The organism is Ectothiorhodospiraceae bacterium BW-2, from assembly GCA_008375315.1.
Lineage (GTDB): Bacteria > Pseudomonadota > Gammaproteobacteria > Thiohalomonadales > Thiohalomonadaceae > BW-2.
Genome location: CP032507.1, coordinates 2,320,137 through 2,339,777 on the forward strand (window position 1 = coordinate 2,320,137; position 19,641 = coordinate 2,339,777).

Here is a 19,641-nt window from a genome sequence, read left to right on the forward strand (position 1 = left end):
GGGTATGCAACCGGCAGCAGCACTCATTGTCACCGGCGCGACCGCTAGTGGCAAGACGGCGCTAGCGACCTGGCTGAGTGATCAGCTTGGCGGTCGGCTGATTAGTGTCGATTCGGCGCAAATCTATCGTGGCATGGATATCGGTACTGCAAAGCCGAGCGCCGCTGAGCTAGCACAACACCCCCACGCCTTAATCGATATTCTTGATCCGGCTGAGGCCTACTCTGCGGCCCGTTTTGTGGCCGATGCCTCACAGGCGATGTGTGCGGCTTGGGAGGCAGGAGAGATGCCGATTTTGGTCGGCGGAACGATGCTCTACCTTAGGGCGTTGCAGCAGGGGTTAGCGCAGCTACCTGCGGCCGATGCCGAGTTAAGGGCAGAGCTCCAACAGCAGTTGCAGCAGCAGGGAGCCCTAGCGCTGCATCAGCAGCTACAGCGGCTCGATCCCTTGGCGGCAGAGCAGATTCACCCTAACGATCCGCAACGACTGTTACGGGCATTAGAGATCTCTCTATTGAGTGGCCGACCGATGACAGCGCTGTGGCGGGAGTCGTCCGCTAGGGTGCCACACATAACTTACTGTAAATTGAAGCTTGATCTCGACCGTAGTCTGTTACATCAGCGCATTGCCACCCGCTTTGCCGCTATGATCGAGCAGGGGTTGGTGGCGGAGGTTGAAAAGCTCTATCAACGCGGTGATCTCTCACCTGCTAACCCCTCGATGCGCTGTGTCGGCTATCGTCAGGTTTGGGACTATCTGCAAGGCGGGTTAAGCCACGGTGAGATGGTGGAGCGAGGCACGATTGCGACTCGGCAACTGGCAAAACGGCAGATGACATGGATGCGATCTATGAAGGATGGTTGCTGGCTCGATAGCAGTTCAGCTAGCGTCAAGGGAGAGGCGCTATCGATAGTGGAGCGCTGTCTGCGACAACTGCTCAAATCGTGCTAACACTTCAGCGACGCTAATGAGTGCCATCGCCTCAGGGTGGTTGACCCGTTGACCCCAGCGCACCTTATGTGGCTGTCGTCCTAAAAACTGTTCTACCGCCTCAGGATAGCGATTGACTAGCCATTGCTGGCTTAAATAGGGGCGGGCGCGATCGGGATTGGTCGCCGCGTAGAGGCCGATGACGGGGGTACCGACTGCGGTGGCTAGATGGGCTGGGCCGGAGTCGGGGGCGATAACGACACTCGCTTGCGCTAGCAGGTAGAGTAGCTGCTGAATTGAGGTCTGACCAATCAGATTGAGCGGTGTTAGCGTACAGAGCCGACTAATCGCCTCACCGTAGTGTCGTTCGGTGTCGCTACCGCCGCCACTTAAAACCACTTGAACACCGTAGTGGTGTTGTAGATGGTCGATAACCGCAGCATAGCGATCAATGAGCCAGTTGCGCTGCGCTTTGCTAGCGCAGGGGCTGACGACAACTAACGGCTGTGTAGCGAGTGGCCGTAGGGTTAACGAGGTAAACCATGCGGCCGCATCGGCACCGATGGGTAGCCGCCATTGGAGGGGGGCTAACGAGGGGGCTACCCCTAGTGCGGTGGCAAATTCGAGCAGACTCTCCACGACATGCTGCCGTGGTCGGTAAGCGATGGTATGATTGGTAAAGAGCCACTGCATATCTTTAGCGCGTTGGCGATCAAACCCGAGTTTAATCGGACTATTAAGACGCGCCACAATCAGGCTGGCGCGAATCGACATCTGTAGATGGAGGATAGCATCAAATTGATAGTGTTGAAGCTGGTGCCAGAGCGAGGTATAGCTCCGCCAGCCCCCTTTTTTATCAAATACAATCCACTCAACCTCAGCAATCGATTTAACCAGTTGATACTCTGTTTTGCCGATAATCCAGCTAATACGGCACTTAGGCCACTGCTGCTGCAAGCGTCGCAGCAGTGGCAGCGTGTGGCTAATATCGCCCAGTGCCGAGAGGCGCACCAGGCAGAGATGGCGGGGAGGGGAGGTGAATGGGAGTCGTGACACAGCAGCTTCCTGACAATTGGCGGCTTCAAAACCGCTATGATACAACGATTGCTTTCGATGGCACGCTCTTTTCGACCCCATTAACGCCTCTGTTTGCATCCGGATCGCAAGAGGTGATCGCGACCGCGAGCGGACGGGGTTCGGCTCGCTTTATTCGCTTTCAGGAGCAGATTGTGGTGGTGCGCCACTATCTGCGTGGGGGGGGGATGGCGCCGCTATTGGGTGATAACTACCTCTATACGGGTTGGCAGCGCAGTCGTCCGGTGAGAGAGGTTAACTTGCTGCACCAGCTCTGGCGCTGGGCGCTGCCGGTGCCCCGACCGGTCGCGCTACAGCTAGTGCGCCACCACGCCCTCTGGTGGCGGGGCGATTTAGCAACGCTGGCACTGCCAGAGGTGACGCCGCTGTTAGATCACCTCTGTACCACAACACTAGCCGATGAGTTATGGCGAGAGATTGGAGCTACCCTCGCCCGCTTTCACCGCAGAGGGGTCTATCACGCCGACTTGAATGGGCGCAATATCTTGCTTGATAGCGAGCAGAAGATCTGGCTAATCGATTTTGATCGCGGCCAGCTACGCCGACCGGCGCGTCGCTGGCAGCAGGCCAATTTGCAACGACTGCTGCGCTCACTGCTTAAATGGCAGCGACAGCAGCCCGATTTTCGCTTTACACCAAAACATTGGCAGGCGCTGCTAGAGGGGTATCAGCGGGAGCTGCCGTAAACAGCCGAGCCATCTTCTCCCTATTAGGCTGCTCGACGACCCCCTTTTCGGTCACAATGGCATCAATCAATGCCGCTGGGGTGACATCAAAGACCGGATTCCAGCCCTCAGCGCCGAGAGCTGCCATCGGCTGCCCCGCTAAGGTGAGTAGCTCATCGCTACTACGCTGCTCAATCGGGATCTGGCTGCCGCTCTCCAGACTCATGTCGATAGTGGAGGTCGGGGCGACCACCATAAATTTGACCCCGTGGTGGCGGGCGATAATGGCCAGAGGGTAGGTGCCGATTTTGTTAGCCACATCGCCGTTAGCGACAATGCGATCGGAGCCGACAATGACCCAGCCGATGTTGCCCTGCTGCATCAGGCTAGCGGCCGCCCCTTCGGCGATAAGAGTGACTGGGATCTGCTCTTGTACCATCTCCCACGCGGTTAGCCGCGCCCCTTGGAGCCAAGGGCGCGTCTCATCGGCGTAGAGCTGGCAGATTTTGCCATCGCTATAGCCCCGTCTCACCACCCCTAAGGCGGTACCATAGCCGCCGGTGGCCAGAGCCCCGGCGTTGCAGTGGGTTAAGACGGCAGTCGATGGTGTCTCAATGAGCGCCGCCCCTAGCTCGCCCATTTTGCGATTAGCGGCGATATCGTCGGCATGAATCTGAATGGCGGCGGCAGTTAGCTCATCTATCGTAGCGCCAGACTCTAGCCGCTGTTGCATCTGCTGTAGTGCCCAGTGGAGATTAATCGCGGTCGGGCGAGCCTTGGCGAGGTGGGCGATATCGGCCGCTATCGCGTCACGATTATCGCCGTGCTGCTGTGCCGAGAGCACCACTCCATAGGCGGCGCTAACTCCGATAGCGGGTGCCCCGCGCACCACCATGGTGGTAATCGCCGCGGCAACCTCTAGGGCGGTGTCATAGCTGTTATAGCGGATCTGCTGGGGCAGAAGGCGCTGGTCAAGCAGGTGTAGCTGGCGGTTATGCCAGCGGATCGGTTCTACGGTGGCCATGATCTGGATAGCCCCTACCAGCCAAAGCCGAGCCGCATCGCACCACCGAGCTCGTTATCGCTAGCCACGGCAGCGAGATCGAGTTCAAGCCCGATGCGTAACCCGAGCCCTAAGGAGAGGCTGTCGCGGCCGCTTTGACTAAGATCGGTACGATAGCCGGCCCGAAGTTGCACATAACGCCAGCCGTTAATTTCGCCACCTAATCCCAGCACTCGGCTGCCATCGAGCCCCTCAAAGCCCTTATCTTCGGTTAGATCGAGATCGGCGGCCAGAGTGTAGCCGTTGCCTCTATAGGCGATACCGGCCGTTATCATCGGATCTATCTCTAGCGAGCCGGGGCTGACACCCGCTGGCAGGGTCTGGTTAAAGTAGTCAAACGATTGTGGAATGAGATTCTGGATCGCGACACCGACGGTGATTTGATCATCAAGAGGCATCATCATCCCTAAATCGAGATTAAAAGCGTTATGTTCGGCCAGATAGTCATCACTGTCGAGAGTATCGCTGTCGAAATCGCCATCTTGGACGGTGGCGCGGTAGTGAATGGCAGAGACTTGCCAAGATTTGGGGGTGATGCCGATGGCGACTTGGCGGCCGTTGAAGATATATTGGTTGGCGAGCGAGACACCGATCTCACTAATGAGATAGCCACGGGCATTGATTTCGCTTTTAATATCGTCGTCGGTATCAAATTTCATAATATCGTCAACCTCGGTAGCCGCTGGATTAATGTAGGTGTAGTTTTGATTGTTACAGGCGTCGATAATCGTGCTGGCGTTGTTTGAGGGGGCGCTACGAAGGCAGTTAGCAAAGAGACCTACATCGTCTAATAGATTGTCGAATGTGTTGGCATCCCGATAGAGTAGATAGCCTCCAACACGGCCACCGGCACCGAGATGGAGTGCATAACCCCAGCTAGGTGAGGGGACGGCTAGGGCGACTGTTGCGGCCAGATCAGCAAATAGGGGGGCGCTGTCGAGTTGGATGAGATCCCGATTAACAACCTCCCCTTTCAGGGCAATATCATCATAGGCAGCCGCCGCTTCGGTAAATGCCTCTTCGGTTAAAATCGTCCGCGTGCTGTATTGGTTCGCTCGGTCGATAGCGTCAGCTAGCGCTTGAATCGTGCCGTTATCGTTATCGCCCTGTAGTCGATCGATGGTATCGAGCATCGAGTCGGGGTCGTAAACCTTAACTCCGAATTGGGGTAGGGCAACTGACACAGTGTCATCGGCTTCGATGAGGGCTAAGCCAGCGGGATTAATGAGTGGCGAGAGAGCCGGATCGGGTAGGGCGATGCCGACCCCTCCCATTGCCATCGCTCGGGGGTGGAGCGAGGAGAGGATGCCGGCTTGTAGCGTGGTCGGAAGCAGTAGAGCGGCGGTGATAGCTGTGGTGAGACGGAGAGTTCGATATGGCATGATCATTACCTCTGATATGTTCGCTTAGTTTAGACTTTTGTGCACGACTTCGTAGAGATCGCGTGATAAGTTAGGTAGCTCAAGTAGCTGCTGTAGGCAGTGCTGCATCTGTTGTTGAATGGTGGGGGTGTAGCGCCGCCACTGGGTTAGCGGAGTGACTAGGCGGGCGGCAATTTGGGGGTTAAAGCGGTTCAGTTCGCTCACTACCTCGGTCACAAATTGGTAGCCGCTCCCCCCGGGAGTATGGAACGCCACCACATTGCGCATCGCAAAGCTAGCGACGAGTGATCTGACCCTGTTGGGATTTTTCCATAAAAAATCGCCTCGTTGACTTAACCGTTTCACATCCTCTAGGGTCTGCTCTAATGGGGCGGTCGCCTGAATGGCAAACCACTTATCGAGCACTAACGGCTCGTTTTGCCAGCGGCAGTAGAAGTGGTTAAGCGCCTCATCGCGATAGCGGTTTAGGTGGTGGACGAGTACGCCGAGGGCGCTAATGGCGTCGGTCATATTATCGGCCTGCTGATACTGCTGCCATGCGAGCTCGAATATCTGCTCGCTTTCGGTTTCGGCGAGTAGGGAGAGGAGCCGATTTTTTAGCTTGCGCCGAGCTATCTCGGCGGCATTGAGGGTGTAGCGACGGCGATCTTGCTGTCGTTGCTGGTAGAGCTGTAGCAGGCGGGGGTGGTTCTCCTCTGTTAGCTGCTGTTGTAGCTGGCGCAGGGTGGTAAAGAGCCGTAGCGGCTCTACGGCCTCGACCCGCTCCATTAGGTAGAGAATATCGGGCAGGGTGAGGGCATCGGCCTTAAAGCTCTCGTCGAGTTCGGAGTCGAGTAGCCTCTGGTAGGCGGCGCTAAAGTTGGTATCGATATCGCCCTGCGGTCGGTGATGGTAACGATTGAGAAGCACCTGTTCAGCTAGCTGCTGGCCGGCGTCCCAACGGTTAAACTCATCTGTGTCACAGGCCATTAGCTGTGCAAGTTCTGCCGCTGAGGCGCCGGAGTGGAGTTTAACAGGCGCGGAGAATTGGCGTAGTAGGGAGGGGGTGGTGTTGGGGGGGACATGGTAGAGGGTAAAGGTTTGCTCAAACTGCTCTAATAGCAGTAACTGCTCCTCTTGACCGCCCCCCTCTTGGCCCTCTTGGCTTAGTTGGAGTGCGATCGGTTGACCCTCGGCGCCAATGAGGCCACAGCGGATCGGGATCGGCTGGGGCGCTTTAGGGCGACCATCGGCGGCTGGGGGGAGCTGTTGGCTGAGGGTGAGGGTGAGGGTCGCCTGTTGTGGATCGTAGTCTCGTTTAACGGTGACAGTGGGGGTACCGGCTTGGTGATACCAGCTTAAAAAGGGGCTGAGATCGAGCTCGTTAGCATCGGCTAGCGCCTCTAGCCAGTCGTCACAGGTGACCGCCTGACCGTCGTGGCGTTTAAAGTAGAGATCGGTTCCTTTGCGAAAGCGCTCTGCTCCGAGTAGGGTGTGGAGCATGCGGATGAGTTCTGCCCCCTTCTCATAGACAGTTAGGGTATAGAAGTTATTAATTTCGACATACGATTCGGGTCGAACCGGATGGGACATCGGACCGCTATCTTCGGCAAACTGGTAGGTTCGTAGCATACGCACGCTCTCTATTCGTCTGACGGCAGCCTGACTCATATCGGCGCTAAACTGCTGGTCACGAAAGACGGTGAACCCCTCTTTTAGACTGAGTTGGAACCAGTCGCGACAGGTGATCCGATTACCGCTCCAGTTGTGAAAATATTCGTGGGCAATCACCCCTTCAATGCTGTCAAAATCGCTGTCGGTCGCGGTTTCGGGGTTAGCGAGCACATAGCGGGAGTTAAAGATGTTAAGCCCTTTATTCTCCATCGCCCCCATATTAAAGTCGTTGACGGCGACGACCATATAGATATCGAGATCGTACTCGCGTCCGTAGTGCTCTTCATCCCAGCGCATCGCCCGTTTTAGGGACGCGATGGCGTGATCACACTTCCCCTCATTCCCCGGTTCGACATAGAAGCGAATCGCCACCTCGCGGCCGCTACAGGTGGTGAAACTGTCGGCTACTTCAACTAGATTGCCACCGACTAGCGCAAATAGGTAGCTCGGCTTTGGGAAAGGATCGTGCCATGTGACCTGGTGGCGATTGTGATCTAGGTGCTGCTGGTCGATACAGTTACCGTTAGAGAGCAGTACCGGATAGAGGTCTCGGTCGGCGATAAGGGTGGTGGTGAAGGTGGCCATCACATCGGGGCGATCTAGATACCAGCTAATGCGCCGAAACCCTTCTGCCTCGCACTGGGTGCAGAAGTTACCGGAGGAGAGGTAGAGCCCTTCGAGGGCGGCGTTTGCCGCAGGGTTTAGCTCCACCTCACTCTCTAGGATAAAGTGGGCGGGGGGGTTGAGTAGCAGCAGACCGCTCTCGTTGAGATGGTAGTCGGCCTCAGAGAGTTTGTCACCGTTAATCGCTAGCGAGATGAGCTTTAGCTCCTCCCCATCGAGTTGCAGCGCGTCGTGTTCGCCGGCTCTCTGGCGCTGGAGTTGGAGACGACTTCTCACCCGGGTGGCGTTGGGTATTAGCTCCACCGTCAGTTCAGTGGTGGTAATCGTGTAGGGGGGAGGCGTGTAATCTTTAAGATAGATGGGGGTTGGTTCAGTGTGGCTCATAGGTTAAATATCGAACTCTCTTTAGGTGTAGAACTGCACTTGGGGCGGATAGTCGGGTTTTTGGGTCACTTGTAGCATCGCGGCGTTGGCAATATTAAAACGATAGAGGTGGGAGAGGGGGATCTGTAGTAAAAGATGGAGCACTGCTCGTATCTGGCCGGCGTGGCCGACTAACAGCACCCTCTGCCCCTGTGCCTGATCGCAGAGCTGTTGCCACCCCTGTTCGATACGGGCGATAAAGTCGGGTAGCGGCTCCGCCCCCTCAGGGCGCTGGTGGAGCGGATCGTGGCGAAATCGCGCCATGATGCCCGGATCGCTCGCCTCCAATTCGGTTGCACGATACCCCTCCCAGCTACCAAAGCTGATCTCTTTGAGCTGCTCAATGGGGGTGACCGGTACTTTAAGCTGCTGACCTAATTCGGTCGCGAAGTCGTAGCAGCGGCGCATGGGGGAGGTAAATATCTGCTCCCAGTCGCGGCGACCGGCAACGGCGGCACGCATCTGCTGCCACCCCTTGTCGCTGAGAGGATCATCCATGTGGCCGCGATATTTGCGCCCCCCTTCGGGCTCGCCGTGGCGAATAATGTCAATGATTGTGGTTGCTATCATGATTATAGTATCCAGAGAAGTTGCAGGAGAGTAAAGAGCCCCACTCCGATTACCATTAGCACTAGGCTGTATCGCAGCAGAGTTAAGAGCTTAGCAATCGGTTCGGCTAGCTGCTGCTCCGGGCCGTTAAAGGGGGCCTCGCCTAGCTGTAGGGCAGCGCTAGCGCTGACAAATAGTAACTCATGACTCTGATCTAGCCCCTTCGGCTGTTGGCGCCACTGCGGCAACATATCGCCCATACTGCCACAGATGGCGTAGCCGAAGGCGGTTAGATGGGCTACCGGCCAGTTAAGTAACCGCCAGAGTAGCTGTGGTGCCGAGTCGGGTGGTTCAAAGTGGTGCAGAGTGATCTGAGAGCAGCGGTAGAGCATCATCCCGGCCGGGCCGAGTAGGGTGAGCCAGAAAATAGGGCCAAAAAAGCGCTGCTGCGACTCGATAATTAGCGTTTGAAATAGCTGTCGTACCAAGTCGGGAGGGGGGGCTGGCGCGTCTCCCCCTAAGAGCGGCGCGATGACGGTGCGACTCTGCTGTCGCTCTCCCGCCTCCCAGTGGTGGACAAACGCCTCACCTAGCGGCTGTAGATCGCGATCACCTATCGTGAGTAGCACAATAAAGGTGGTGAGCGGCAGTAGCAGCCACCAAGGTAGCTCCGATTGCACCTGAGTTAGCAGGGCCGCCGGTAGCAGCAGCCAGACTAGCGCCCCGGGGCCGGCCCATTGAGTGGGGAGGTAGCGCCTTAGGCGTATGAAGGCGTTATCAAACCACGCGAGCGAGCGATCGGGGACAAAATCGGGACGAAACTGCTCAATAATCAGCGCCAGTAGCAGGGCGATAAGGATCATATAGCCTCCTAGTTAGGGGGTAAGGGCTTGGCGCAGTCGCCACCAGTGAAACATCGGCCCCGGATCGGTTTTGCGAGCTGGGGCGATGTCGGCGTGGCCAACGATGTGGTGGGGGCTCAATCGAGGGAAGTGGTCGAGTAGCCAACGAGTGGTATCGAATAACTGTTGGTACTGTGGCTCGGTAAAGAGGTGCCGCTCGTCACCCTCTAGTTCAATGCCGATGGAGAAGTCGTTACAGTGACGGCGACCGCGATAGCAGGAGTGGCCAGCGTGCCAAGCGCGGCGGTCAAACGGCACAAACTGCACCAGCTCGCCATCGCGACGAATTAGCAGGTGGCTAGAGACCCGCAGTTCGGCGAGGGGGGGAAAGTAGGGGTGATCAGAGGGTGTGAGGGTGTTGGTAAAGAGCTGCTCTATAGCACTAGAGCCGAACTCGCCCGGGGGGAGGCTAATGGCGTGTAGCACCAGTAGTGACACATCTTCCGGATCGGGGCGACGATTCTGGTTAGGTGAGGCGCAGTAGCGAGCTGCGGTCAGCAGAGAGGGCGGCAATAATGGACTCCGAGGCTAAATTGGGTAGTAGGGGTGAAATTTTTCTGTGTTTAAGTCACGATTTGGGTATATTACCCTAAAACGGCATTAAATAACCAGATAACATAGCGGTTAAGGAGGAGTCGATGCAGTCAGAGGGATCACAGTTCCCAGCGTATCTCTCACCGCTGCTGATTGAGCAGCAGGTGGCGGCAGCGCTAGCCGAAGATATTGGTAGCGGCGATTTAACCGCCGAGCTAATCTCTGGAGAGGAGGTGGTGGAGGCGACGATTCTCTGTCGCGATAGTGCGACTCTGTGCGGTATTCCTTGGGCTAAAGCGGCCTTCTATCAGTGTCACGCCTCAATTGAGCAGCAGTGGTGGGTGGCTGATGGCGAGTCGGTGGCGGGGGCGAGCGAACTTGCGAGGCTGCGTGGCCCTGCAGGAGCGCTGCTCACGGCCGAAAGGACAGCGCTCAACTTTATGCAGCTTCTATCGGGGGTAGCGAGTTTAACGCGGCGCTTTGTCGAGCAGGCCCATCGTGTCAATCCGGCGGTCGATATTCTCGATACCCGAAAAACGATACCGGGGCTGCGGTTAGCGCAAAAATATGCCGTACTCTGTGGCGGGGGTAAAAATCACCGTATTGGGCTCTATGATGCCATTTTGATTAAAGAGAACCATATCGCCGCTGCCGGCTCTATTGCCGCTGCAATCACCCGAGCGCAGCAGCGCTACCCTGAGGTGTTAATTGAGATCGAGGTGGAGACGCTACAGGAGCTACAGCAGGCGCTCGATAGCGGCTGTCAAAGGATTCTGCTCGATAACATGTCGCCTGAGTTGATCGCTGAGGCGGTAGCGATAACCGCAGGCGCGGCCGAGCTAGAGGTCTCCGGCGGGGTGACGCTGCAGCAGTTACCGGCCATTGCCGCGCTAGGGGTGCGCTATATTTCGGTCGGGGCGATTACGAAGCAGGTGGAGCCGGTCGATCTATCGATGAGGCTGAATTGAGCGTTATAGAGAGTCAGAGAGGGGGCACTGTTGAAACAGCTATTAGCTAAAATAGAGCAGCGACAGGCGACTATCGGTATTGTCGGTTTAGGCTATGTCGGGCTGCCGCTACTGCTGCGTTTTGTCGAGGCGGGGTTTCGCGTGATAGGCTTCGATACCGATCCGAAAAAACCGCAGCGGCTAAATCGTGGCGAGACCTATCTAAACCACATCAGCGGAGCACAGATAGCGGCGGCACAGCACGGTTTTCACGCCACCACCGACTTTAATGGGGCGAGCGAGTGCGATGCCCTTTTAATCTGTGTGCCGACGCCGTTAGGGGAGCACATGGAGCCCGATTTGAGCTTTATTACCGCGACCATGGCCAATCTGTTGCCCCATCTGCGGCCACAGCAGCTCATTGCGCTCGAAAGTACCACCTACCCGGGGACGACAGAGGAGATTTTGCAGCCGCTGCTAGTCGAGGCGGGCTGGCGCATTGGCGAGACTATGGCGCTAGTTTACTCCCCTGAGCGCGAAGATCCGGGCAATGCTAACTTTACTACCCGCACCATCCCTAAAGTGGTCGGCGGGGTCACCCCGACCTGCTTAGAGGTCGGTATCGCCCTCTACCAGCAGGTGATTGATCGGGTGGTGCCGGTTAGCTCTACCCGAACGGCAGAGATGAGCAAGCTGTTGGAGAATATCCATCGTGCGGTCAATATCGGGTTGGTGAATGAGATGAAGATGGTGGCCGATCGGATGGGAATCGACATTCATGAGGTGATCGATGCGGCAGCGACCAAGCCGTTTGGTTTTGTCCCCTACCGCCCTGGGCCGGGATTAGGGGGGCACTGTATTCCCATCGATCCCTTTTACTTAACTTGGAAAGCGCGGGAGTACGGTGTGAATACCCGTTTTATCGAGCTAGCCGGTGAGGTGAACCATGCGATGCCGCAGTGGGTGGTCGATAAAGTGGTCTTCGGACTGAACCGACAGCGTAAGGCGGTAAACGGCAGCCATATTTTGATCGTTGGCATCGCCTACAAAAAGAATATTGACGATATGCGCGAATCGCCGGCGGTAGCGATGATGGCGCAGCTACAGCAGCTCGGGGCGAAGCTGAGCTATAGCGATCCCTATCTGCCCCACTTTCCTCCGATGCGCCGCTACCACTTTGAGTTAACCCATACCCCCTTAACCGCAGCGATGCTAGCTAGCGTCGATGCGGTGGTCATCGCCACCGATCACGACTGTTTTGATTATGAACTGATTCGCTCCCACGCCTCGCTTATTATCGATGCTCGGGGAGTCTATCGCCAACCGGAGCCACATATTGTTAAAGCCTAATCTCTATCGTCAGGCGAGCTTTATGCTAAGTGTCAATCAGCTACCACAGCTACCCGAAGATAACGGTTACGAAATCGCCTTTGCCGGCCGCTCTAATGCCGGTAAATCGAGTGCTCTTAATACCCTGACCGAGCAGAAGAGTCTAGCCCGCACCAGTAAAACACCCGGCCGCACCCAAATGCTCAACTACTTTGGCCTTGATGAGAGTCGCCGCTTAGTCGATCTGCCCGGTTACGGCTTTGCCAAAGTGCCCGCGCAGGTGAAACGGGAGTGGCACCGCCTACTCGAAGGTTACTTTGCACAACGGCAATCGCTGCAAGGGGTGGTGGTGGTGATGGATTGTCGCCATCCGCTAAAAGATGACGATCAATTAATGTTGCAATGGTGCCAGCAGAGCCAAGTGCCGGCCCATATTCTGTTAACCAAGGCGGACAAACTGAAGCGGGGAGCGGCCAAAACCACTCTGTTACAGGTCGATAAGGCGTTAGGGCTACTTGAGTCGGACGCCTCAGTACAACTCTTTTCGGCGTTAAAACGGGAGGGGGTGGAGCGGCTACAGCAGCGGCTCGATCAGTGGTTAGTGATGGAGGAGGAGTGATGGCATGGGACGGCGTCTAATCGTGTGGAGCCTTTTGTGGTTGGGATTGGGATTGGGGGTAGCCGGGTGCGGGGCGAAAGGGGATCTCTATCTACCCTCGCAGGGGGCAGCGGCAGCGGAGCAGAACGCAAATTGAGCGAGCCGCTGTTAATTGCCCTTAGCCGCCTGATAGTAAGGCATCATGTTAGGAATAAGCGCCTCCAGCGTCTGCTGGCGATTATCGGGGCTAGGGTGGGTGCTGAGAAATTGCGGTGTGCTGCCGCCTAGCTGTCCCATCTTCTGCCACAGGGTGACCGCTGCGCGAGGATCGTAGCCCGCTTTGGCGGCTAGTTCGATACCGATCTTATCGGCTTCGGTCTCGCCGGTGCGGCTATTGGGTAACTCGACGGCTAGTTTGGCTGCTGCCACACCGGCGGTGGTGGTCAGTTGCGAGTCGCTGACAGCACCGAGGACGGCAATGCCCATCTTGGAGGCGAGGGCTATCGACATCCGTTCGGCGGAGTGGTTGGCTAGGGCGTGGGAGATTTCGTGACCAATGACCTGCGCTAACTCGTCATCGGACGGTTGAATGGCTTTAATAAGGCCGGTATAGACTGCCATTTTTCCGCCAGCCATACACCAAGCGTTCACCTGTTGATCATCTTCGATGACATTAATCTGCCACTCCCAGCTTGCGGTATCGGGACGCATGGCCACAGCCTGAGGGATGATACGATCCGTAATCTGTCGGACTCGACGGGTGAGAGCGGGATCGGTATTGAGTTTCCCCTCCTCACTGACACTATCAATCGTCTGAGTATAGGCCTGTTTGGAGGAGGTAATCGCCTGCGCCTCTGAGACCAGCAGTAGCTGTTTACGACCGGTAGGGGTGGTCGAACAGGCGCTAATCACCCCTAGCAGCAGAACAATTATCAGGGAACGATAGTGCATGGCAAAAGCTCCTAGGGGACAGCTATTAGTGGGGGAGATGGGGCGGTGGCTAGCCGAGGGCGCGAATCCGCTTATTGAGCCGGCTTTTGGTGCGAGCAGCGCTATTTTTATGCAACAGCCCCTTTTTGATGGCGCGGTCAATGACAGGAACGGCTGACTGATAAGCGGCGCTAGCGGCCTCTTTGTCGCCGCTATCGGCACTCTTAACTACTTTTTTCATCGCTGTGCGCAGCGCAGAGCGCTCCGAGGCGTTGTGAATACGGCGCTTGTCCGCCTGACGGGCGCGTTTACGGGCTTGTGCTGAATTGGCCAATGGTCTCTCTCCGAAGAAATCTAGGTTAAAACTGAAAATAGCCGCGCATTATTTCACACTCTTTTGAGTTGTCAAGCCAATTTGGCGCAATCAGTTGTGTTAAAGTAGCCTTGGATGAGGGCTCGGTTATCTCAGATAGAAAATAGCTAATTAGGGAGAGGTTTGGTAATGCAGGGGCAACATAGTGTCTTTACTGTAGAGCAGATGGAGCAGGTACTCGATGGATGCCAATTTCAGAGCAAAATTGCGGCCATCTTGGAGCGATTACCGATGTTTAACCGATATTCGGGTGAGGACACGATGGCGCTAGCTAGCTTTATGGTGCTCTATCGAGTGCCTAAAGGGAAAGTGGTGATGCTAGAGGGGGAGTACGACGATTTTATGTGTGTACCGGTCACCGGTTCGTTAGATGTCTTAAAAATAGATAAGGGACAAAAGCTAGTCCACTTAACGACGATAAAACCGGGACGGCTGTTTGGCGAGATGTCGCTGCTCGACAGCATGCCCCACTCCGGTACAGTTCGCACGCTAGAGGAGTGTGAACTGCTGGTGATGCACAAGACTCACTATGAGCAGCTCGGCAAGCGTTACCCTAAAACGGCGCTGCGCTTTACTCAGTCGATTGCGGTGTTAATGAGTCAACGCCTGCGGCGCGTCAGCAGTAAGCTTATCGACATGTTATAACTTTTTGCTCCGTTTTAGGCTATCGCTCGGGGGTGGTTTCGGGTATGATGGTGCCATAAATTCAACGGTGACCCCATGGGTTCCCCCGCGACGATAGATTGTGGACCCCGTCAGGCCCGGAAGGGAGCAGCGGCAGCAGTCGATTCGGGTGCCGGGGTGTCGCTGATGCGGGTCACCACCCTAATTTTGCTACTATCTCTCGATTGTGTCATGAGTTATCAGGTTCTTGCCCGTCGTTGGCGCCCGCGCACCTTTGCCCAGCTAGTGGGACAGCACCATGTGGTTAAACCGCTGCTGCACGGCCTGCAGTCGGGACGACTCCACCACGCCTTTCTGTTTACCGGTACCCGAGGGGTGGGTAAGACCACAATCGCGCGAATTTTAGCCAAGGCGCTAAACTGTAGCCTGCCGCAGCAGGGTGAGCCGTGTGGCGAGTGTGGTAGCTGTGTGGCGATCGATGAGGGGCGCTTTGTCGATCTGTTAGAGGTCGATGCCGCCTCGCGCACTAAGGTCGATGATACCCGTGAGCTACTTGATAATATTCAGTATGCACCGGTGCACGGTCGTTATAAGATCTATCTCATTGATGAAGTGCACATGTTATCGCGCCATAGCTTCAATGCGCTGTTAAAGACGCTGGAGGAGCCGCCAGACCATATTAAATTTCTATTAGCGACCACCGATCCTCAAAAGCTACCCCCTACGATTCTATCGCGCTGCCTGCAGTTTGGGCTGCAGGCGTTAACGCCAGAGCAGATTCGCTCCCAATTTGAGACTATTTTGCATAGTGAGCAGATCGAAGCTGACGCTGAGGCGCTATGGGAGCTGGCTTTGGCGGCTGATGGTAGTCTGCGTGATGGTTTAAGTCTGTTGGATCAGGCGATTAGTTATGGTGGCGGTCGCGTCGTTCTCGATGAGGTGCGACAGATGCTCGGTACCGTAGGACGGCAGCAGTTAATTGTGATGCTGAACGCGCTGGCTGAGGATAATCCGGCACAGCTACTACAGCAGGTCGAGCAGGCGGCGAGGCAGGGGCGCGATCTGCGTCGGCTGCTTAACGATGTCAATCGCCTCCTGCAGCAGTTAGCGCTGTTGCAGCAGATTCCTGACTATCCGGGGATCGAGCAGCGCCAAGCGCTGACAGCGCTGTCACAACAGCTAAGTCGTGAAGATGTGCAGCTCTACTACCAGATCGGAATCCACGGCTGGCGCGATCTCGCCTACAGCCCCGATGTGCGTACCGGAGTAGAGATGACGCTGCTGCGAATGCTCGCCTTTCGTCCGCGTCAAAGCCATCGCCAAGAGGAGAGGCGAGGGGGAGGGCACCGCAGTGACGACTCCGTCGAGCCCCATCCTGCCCCCCTCTCTCCCCCGTCAGCCGCCTCACCTCTGCCGGCGTTCTCTGTGGTTGCAGAAAACGATAGCCAGTGGCGCGAGTGGAGTCGGCAGTTGCGGGTTAAACCGATGACGCAGCAGCTAGCGCAACACTGTCAATTAGTGGCCTGTGACGGGGGACGGTTACAGCTTCAGACCCAGTCGGCTGTCGGTTCACTGCTCGATAGGGAGGAGGAGCTGCGTCAAGGGCTACAGCGGTTGTTAAATCGACCCGTCGAGCTATCGTTGCGGGTTATAAGTGCAGACGAGGGTTGTGCCCCGTTAGAGACGCCGAGAGTGATAGAGCAGCGGGAGTGGGCCGAAAAGCAGACCCAGGCAGAGGCGGCTATGGCTGCCGATGCGGTCGTGGAGCGCTTGATTGAGCTGTTTGGGGCGCAGCTTATCCCCAGTTCGATCAAGCCGTTGGAGGGGGGCGATGAGTCAGCGCGATAGCTTAGTGCCGCTTGCCGAGCGGTTGCGACCTAAGTCGCTACAGCAGGTGGTGGGGCAGCGCCATCTCCTCTCTGAGGGGCAACCGCTGTGGGGAGCGCTACAGTTAGGAAGGGTGCACTCAATGATCCTCTGGGGGCCGCCGGGAACGGGCAAAACGACGCTCGCAAGGCTGCTAGCTCAGCAAGGTGGGCTACAGTTTATCGCCCTTTCGGCCGTGTTATCGGGGGTAAAAGAGATTCGTGCTGCTGTGGCCGCCGCCAAGAGCCATCGCCAGCAGCGAGGGGAGGGGACGCTGCTGTTTGTCGATGAGGTACACCGCTTCAATAAGAGCCAGCAGGATGCCTTTTTACCCCACATCGAAGATGGGACGCTCATTTTTGTTGGCGCTACCACCGAAAACCCCTCGTTTGAGTTAAATAATGCCCTGCTATCGCGGGTCAGGGTCTATCGCTTACAGTCGTTACAGGTAGAGGAGCTAGTGCAGCTTATCCATACGGCCTGCTCTGAGCTAGGGGAGCCGCCGTTAGTGATCGATAGCGAGCTAATCACCGAACTGGCGCAAAGGGTCGATGGCGATGCCAGACGAGCGCTGAATTGGTTGGAGATGGCGGCCGATATGGCCAAGGTGAGCGCGGTCGGGCGTCGGGTGACCCGTGAGGTGATGGAGAGCCTGTGGCAGGGGGGGGTGCGCCGATTTGATAAGGGGGGGGATATCTTCTATGAGCAGATTTCGGCGCTACACAAGGCGATGCGAGGCTCTAACCCCGATGCTGTGCTCTATTGGCTGGCGCGGATGCTCGATGGCGGCTGTGATCCGCTCTATATTGCCCGCCGTACGGTTAGAATGGCCTCAGAGGATATCGGCAATGCCGATCCAAGGGCTCTGTCGTTAGCGCTACAGGCGTGGGAGGTGGTGGAGAGGCTCGGCAGCCCCGAAGGGGAGTTGGCATTGGCTCAAGCGCTGGTCTATCTAGCCGTTGCGCCTAAGAGTAATGCGGTGTATCAGGCTTTTAAGGCGGCACAGCTTGACGCGAAACAGACCGGTTCACTGGCGGTGCCCCCTCACCTCTGTAATGCGCTGACTCAGCTCATGGCACAGCTAGGGTATGGCGAGGGGTATCGTTATGCCCATGACGAGGAGGGCGGGTATGCCGCCGGAGTGAACTACTTTCCGGATGCCATGGAGCCACAACGCTATTATCATCCAGTCGATAGGGGGTTGGAGGAGCGCATTGGGGCTAGACTGGCTTGGTTTCGGCAGCAGGATCGAGCTCATGGTACCGATAGATAGGTCGCGGCTCGGCGAGGGGGATAGGCGTGATGCAGCGAAGGCGAAGTGTGAGGCGCCGTTGTCGTGAACTGGCTGCTGTTAGCTATCGGGGGGGCTTTGGGGGCGGTGGCTCGTTTTGGACTCTCTGAGGCGATCTATGGCTTATTAGGGCGGGAGTTTCCTTACGGCACGCTGGCGGTGAATCTTATCGGTTCGCTGTTGATGGGGCTGCTCTATGTGGTCATTAGTGAACGGGCGCTGTTCGGGGACGAGGTGCGACTGCTGCTGATGGTCGGTTTTTTGGGGGCTTTGACTACCTTCTCTACCTTTTCGCTCGATACGCTGCTGCTGTTGCAGCAGGGGGCGTTGTGGCGGGCCGGGGCGAATGTATTGGCGAGCGTAACTTTAACTATCGGCGCTTTATGGTTGGCTGTGGTGGCGGCACGGGCGTTGTTGCGTTAAATTACGCTCTTAGATTAACCATCCATTAACCACCTCTCAAAGGAGAGCAGCAGACTATGCTTGATCCCCGTCTATTACGCCAAGATATCGCCGCTGTGGCTCGGCAGCTAGCGCGGCGCGGCTTTACTCTCGATGTCGAACGGTTCAATCAGCTAGAGCAGCAGCGCAAAGAGCTGCAGTGCGAGGCCGAATCGCTACAGCAGGAGCGCAACCAGCGCTCTAAGGCGATAGGCCAAGCGAAAGCGAAGGGGGAGGCGATTGAGCCGCTGCTAGCGGCGGTCGCCGATCTAGGCGAGAAGCTGAAGCAGGGCACCGAGCAGCTACAGCAGCTACAAAACGAGTTGGATCAGCTATTAGCTTCGATACCTAACCTTCCTGATGCGTCGGTACCTGAGGGGTTCTCTGAGGCCGATAATGTCGAGGTGCGGCGCGTCGGTGCGCCACCAGAGTTGGGTTTTGAGGCGAAAGATCATGTCGATATTGGCGTAAGGCTAGGGGGGCTCGATTTTGAGAGTGCTGCTAAATTGACCGGTAGCCGCTTTGCGGTTATGCGCGGGCAGGTGGCGAGGCTCCATCGGGCGCTAATTCAGTTTATGCTCAATCTGCACACCGAACAGCACGGCTACACCGAGCTCTATGTCCCCTATCTGGTCAATCGTGATTCGCTACGAGGTACCGGTCAGCTACCTAAGTTTGAGGCCGATCTGTTTGCCATTAATAGCGAAGAGCAGCCGTGGTATCTGATTCCAACGGCGGAAGTGCCTGTCACCAATATGGTGCGTGATACTATTTTGGCCGCCGATGAGCTGCCGCTAAAATGGGTCGCCCATACCCCCTGTTTTCGTAGCGAGGCGGGCTCCTATGGACGAGATACGCGGGGGATGATTCGTCAGCATCAGTTTGAGAAGGTGGAGCTGGTACAGATAGTGGAGCCGAGTCGCTCCATGGCGGCGCTAGAGGAGCTTACCGGCCACGCTGAGACAGTTTTGCAACAGTTAGAGCTCCCCTATCGGGTCGTCAATCTTTGCGGGGGGGATATCGGTTTTAGTAGCTGTAAAACCTACGATCTAGAGGTCTGGTTACCGGGACAGCAGGCCTATCGTGAGATCTCCTCTTGCTCTAACTTTCGCGATTTTCAGGCGCGCAGGATGCTAGCGCGGTGGCGCCCTTTAGACGCGAAAAAACCGGAGCTAGTCCATACCCTGAATGGGTCTGGATTGGCGGTCGGGCGAACGCTGGTGGCGATTTTAGAGAACTATCAGCAGGCCGATGGTTCAGTCACCATTCCGGCACCGCTAAGGCCATGGATGGGAGGGGCTGAGCGGCTCTGTATGGCGGGGTAGAGGCTGTGGCGTTGTCGCTTAAGGGGTAGTTTTGCTTGTTTTTTAAGTGATGGCAAGGTAATGTGCCCGCTCCCGTAGAGTAGCGGGAGTAAGCTG

19 protein-coding genes and 1 other RNA gene are annotated in these 19,641 nt (G+C 56.6%); 11 read left to right on the forward strand and 9 right to left on the reverse strand.

Translation table 11 applies throughout. The features are described 5' to 3' along the window. Nucleotides 1-4 precede the first annotated feature (4 nt). Nucleotides 5-952 carry a tRNA (adenosine(37)-N6)-dimethylallyltransferase MiaA gene (miaA, locus tag D5085_11260; protein QEP43648.1) on the forward strand — a complete coding sequence of 316 codons (948 nt, stop codon included), beginning with the start codon at nt 5-7 and terminating at the stop codon, nt 950-952. On the opposite strand, the gene D5085_11265 is transcribed toward miaA, so the two are convergent. Next, on the reverse strand, nt 905-2,068 hold the full coding sequence (locus tag D5085_11265; GenBank protein ID QEP43649.1) for a lipopolysaccharide heptosyltransferase family protein: 1,164 nt from the start codon (nt 2,066-2,068) through the stop codon (nt 905-907). The two genes, miaA and D5085_11265, sit on opposite strands and share 48 nt — an antisense overlap. Between D5085_11265 and D5085_11270 the strand changes: the two genes are divergently transcribed. Then, on the forward strand, nt 1,972-2,712 hold the full coding sequence (locus tag D5085_11270) for a 3-deoxy-D-manno-octulosonic acid kinase (GenBank protein ID QEP45140.1): 741 nt from the start codon (nt 1,972-1,974) through the stop codon (nt 2,710-2,712). The genes D5085_11265 and D5085_11270 overlap by 97 nt on opposite strands. Here D5085_11270 and mtnA read toward each other — a convergent pair. From mtnA to ampD, 6 genes are read right to left on the reverse strand one after another with little or no spacing between them, the layout of a single operon-like run. Then, on the reverse strand, nt 2,657-3,715 hold the full coding sequence (mtnA, locus tag D5085_11275) for an S-methyl-5-thioribose-1-phosphate isomerase (protein ID QEP43650.1): 1,059 nt from the start codon (nt 3,713-3,715) through the stop codon (nt 2,657-2,659). The genes D5085_11270 and mtnA overlap by 56 nt on opposite strands. A 14-nt stretch (nt 3,716-3,729) precedes the next feature. Beyond that, nucleotides 3,730-5,142: a hypothetical protein gene (locus D5085_11280; protein ID QEP43651.1), complete on the reverse strand. Its 1,413-nt coding sequence runs from the start codon at nt 5,140-5,142 to the stop codon at nt 3,730-3,732. Between the two features lie 18 nt (nt 5,143-5,160). After that, the gene (locus tag D5085_11285) at nt 5,161-7,797 is read right to left on the reverse strand and encodes an aminopeptidase N (protein QEP43652.1); all 2,637 of its coding nucleotides are present in this window, start codon (nt 7,795-7,797) and stop codon (nt 5,161-5,163) included. Between the two features lie 21 nt (nt 7,798-7,818). Continuing rightward, nucleotides 7,819-8,406: a histidine phosphatase family protein gene (locus D5085_11290; protein ID QEP43653.1), complete on the reverse strand. Its 588-nt coding sequence runs from the start codon at nt 8,404-8,406 to the stop codon at nt 7,819-7,821. A gap of 2 nt (nt 8,407-8,408) precedes the next feature. Then, complete coding sequence (locus D5085_11295) at nt 8,409-9,248, reverse strand: hypothetical protein (GenBank protein ID QEP43654.1); 840 nt, start codon at nt 9,246-9,248, stop codon at nt 8,409-8,411. A 12-nt stretch (nt 9,249-9,260) separates the two neighbouring features. Beyond that, the gene (ampD, locus tag D5085_11300) at nt 9,261-9,800 is read right to left on the reverse strand and encodes a 1,6-anhydro-N-acetylmuramyl-L-alanine amidase AmpD (GenBank protein QEP43655.1); all 540 of its coding nucleotides are present in this window, start codon (nt 9,798-9,800) and stop codon (nt 9,261-9,263) included. A 125-nt stretch (nt 9,801-9,925) separates the two neighbouring features. Here ampD and nadC point away from each other — a divergent pair, with 125 nt between their 5' ends. The 3 genes from nadC to D5085_11315 are packed head-to-tail and all read left to right on the forward strand — an operon-like array spanning nt 9,926 to nt 12,716. Next, nucleotides 9,926-10,789, forward strand: a complete 864-nt coding sequence (nadC, locus tag D5085_11305) for a carboxylating nicotinate-nucleotide diphosphorylase (protein ID QEP43656.1) — start codon at nt 9,926-9,928, stop codon at nt 10,787-10,789. Nucleotides 10,790-10,816: 27 nt separating this feature from the next. Next, complete coding sequence (locus D5085_11310) at nt 10,817-12,118, forward strand: nucleotide sugar dehydrogenase (protein QEP43657.1); 1,302 nt, start codon at nt 10,817-10,819, stop codon at nt 12,116-12,118. Continuing rightward, nucleotides 12,069-12,716, forward strand: coding sequence for a YihA family ribosome biogenesis GTP-binding protein (locus D5085_11315; protein ID QEP43658.1), 648 nt, complete (start codon nt 12,069-12,071; stop codon nt 12,714-12,716). The genes D5085_11310 and D5085_11315 overlap by 50 nt, the downstream gene beginning before the upstream one ends. A 147-nt stretch (nt 12,717-12,863) precedes the next feature. On the opposite strand, the gene D5085_11320 is transcribed toward D5085_11315, so the two are convergent. Together D5085_11320 and D5085_11325 are read right to left on the reverse strand one after the other, a co-directional pair. After that, nucleotides 12,864-13,646, reverse strand: coding sequence for a M48 family peptidase (locus D5085_11320; GenBank protein ID QEP43659.1), 783 nt, complete (start codon nt 13,644-13,646; stop codon nt 12,864-12,866). Nucleotides 13,647-13,695: 49 nt separating this feature from the next. Beyond that, entirely contained in the window at nt 13,696-13,959 is a 264-nt protein-coding gene (locus D5085_11325) for a 30S ribosomal protein S20 (GenBank protein ID QEP43660.1), read from the reverse strand. A gap of 168 nt (nt 13,960-14,127) precedes the next feature. Between D5085_11325 and D5085_11330 the strand changes: the two genes are divergently transcribed. The 6 genes from D5085_11330 (at nt 14,128) to D5085_11355 (ending at nt 19,545) form a co-directional block, all read left to right on the forward strand. Beyond that, on the forward strand, nt 14,128-14,643 hold the full coding sequence (locus tag D5085_11330; protein ID QEP43661.1) for a cyclic nucleotide-binding domain-containing protein: 516 nt from the start codon (nt 14,128-14,130) through the stop codon (nt 14,641-14,643). Between the two features lie 74 nt (nt 14,644-14,717). Further along, nucleotides 14,718-14,814: signal recognition particle sRNA small type (gene ffs / locus D5085_11335), an RNA gene on the forward strand. 39 nt (nt 14,815-14,853) lie between these two features. Then, complete coding sequence (locus tag D5085_11340; protein ID QEP45141.1) at nt 14,854-16,470, forward strand: DNA polymerase III subunit gamma/tau; 1,617 nt, start codon at nt 14,854-14,856, stop codon at nt 16,468-16,470. Next, entirely contained in the window at nt 16,454-17,761 is a 1,308-nt protein-coding gene (locus D5085_11345) for a replication-associated recombination protein A (protein QEP43662.1), read from the forward strand. The genes D5085_11340 and D5085_11345 overlap by 17 nt, the downstream gene beginning before the upstream one ends. 63 nt (nt 17,762-17,824) lie before the next feature. Continuing rightward, nucleotides 17,825-18,202 carry a fluoride efflux transporter CrcB gene (gene crcB, locus D5085_11350; protein QEP43663.1) on the forward strand — a complete coding sequence of 126 codons (378 nt, stop codon included), beginning with the start codon at nt 17,825-17,827 and terminating at the stop codon, nt 18,200-18,202. A gap of 56 nt (nt 18,203-18,258) precedes the next feature. Next, complete coding sequence (locus D5085_11355; GenBank protein ID QEP43664.1) at nt 18,259-19,545, forward strand: serine--tRNA ligase; 1,287 nt, start codon at nt 18,259-18,261, stop codon at nt 19,543-19,545. Nucleotides 19,546-19,641: the final 96 nt, after the last annotated feature.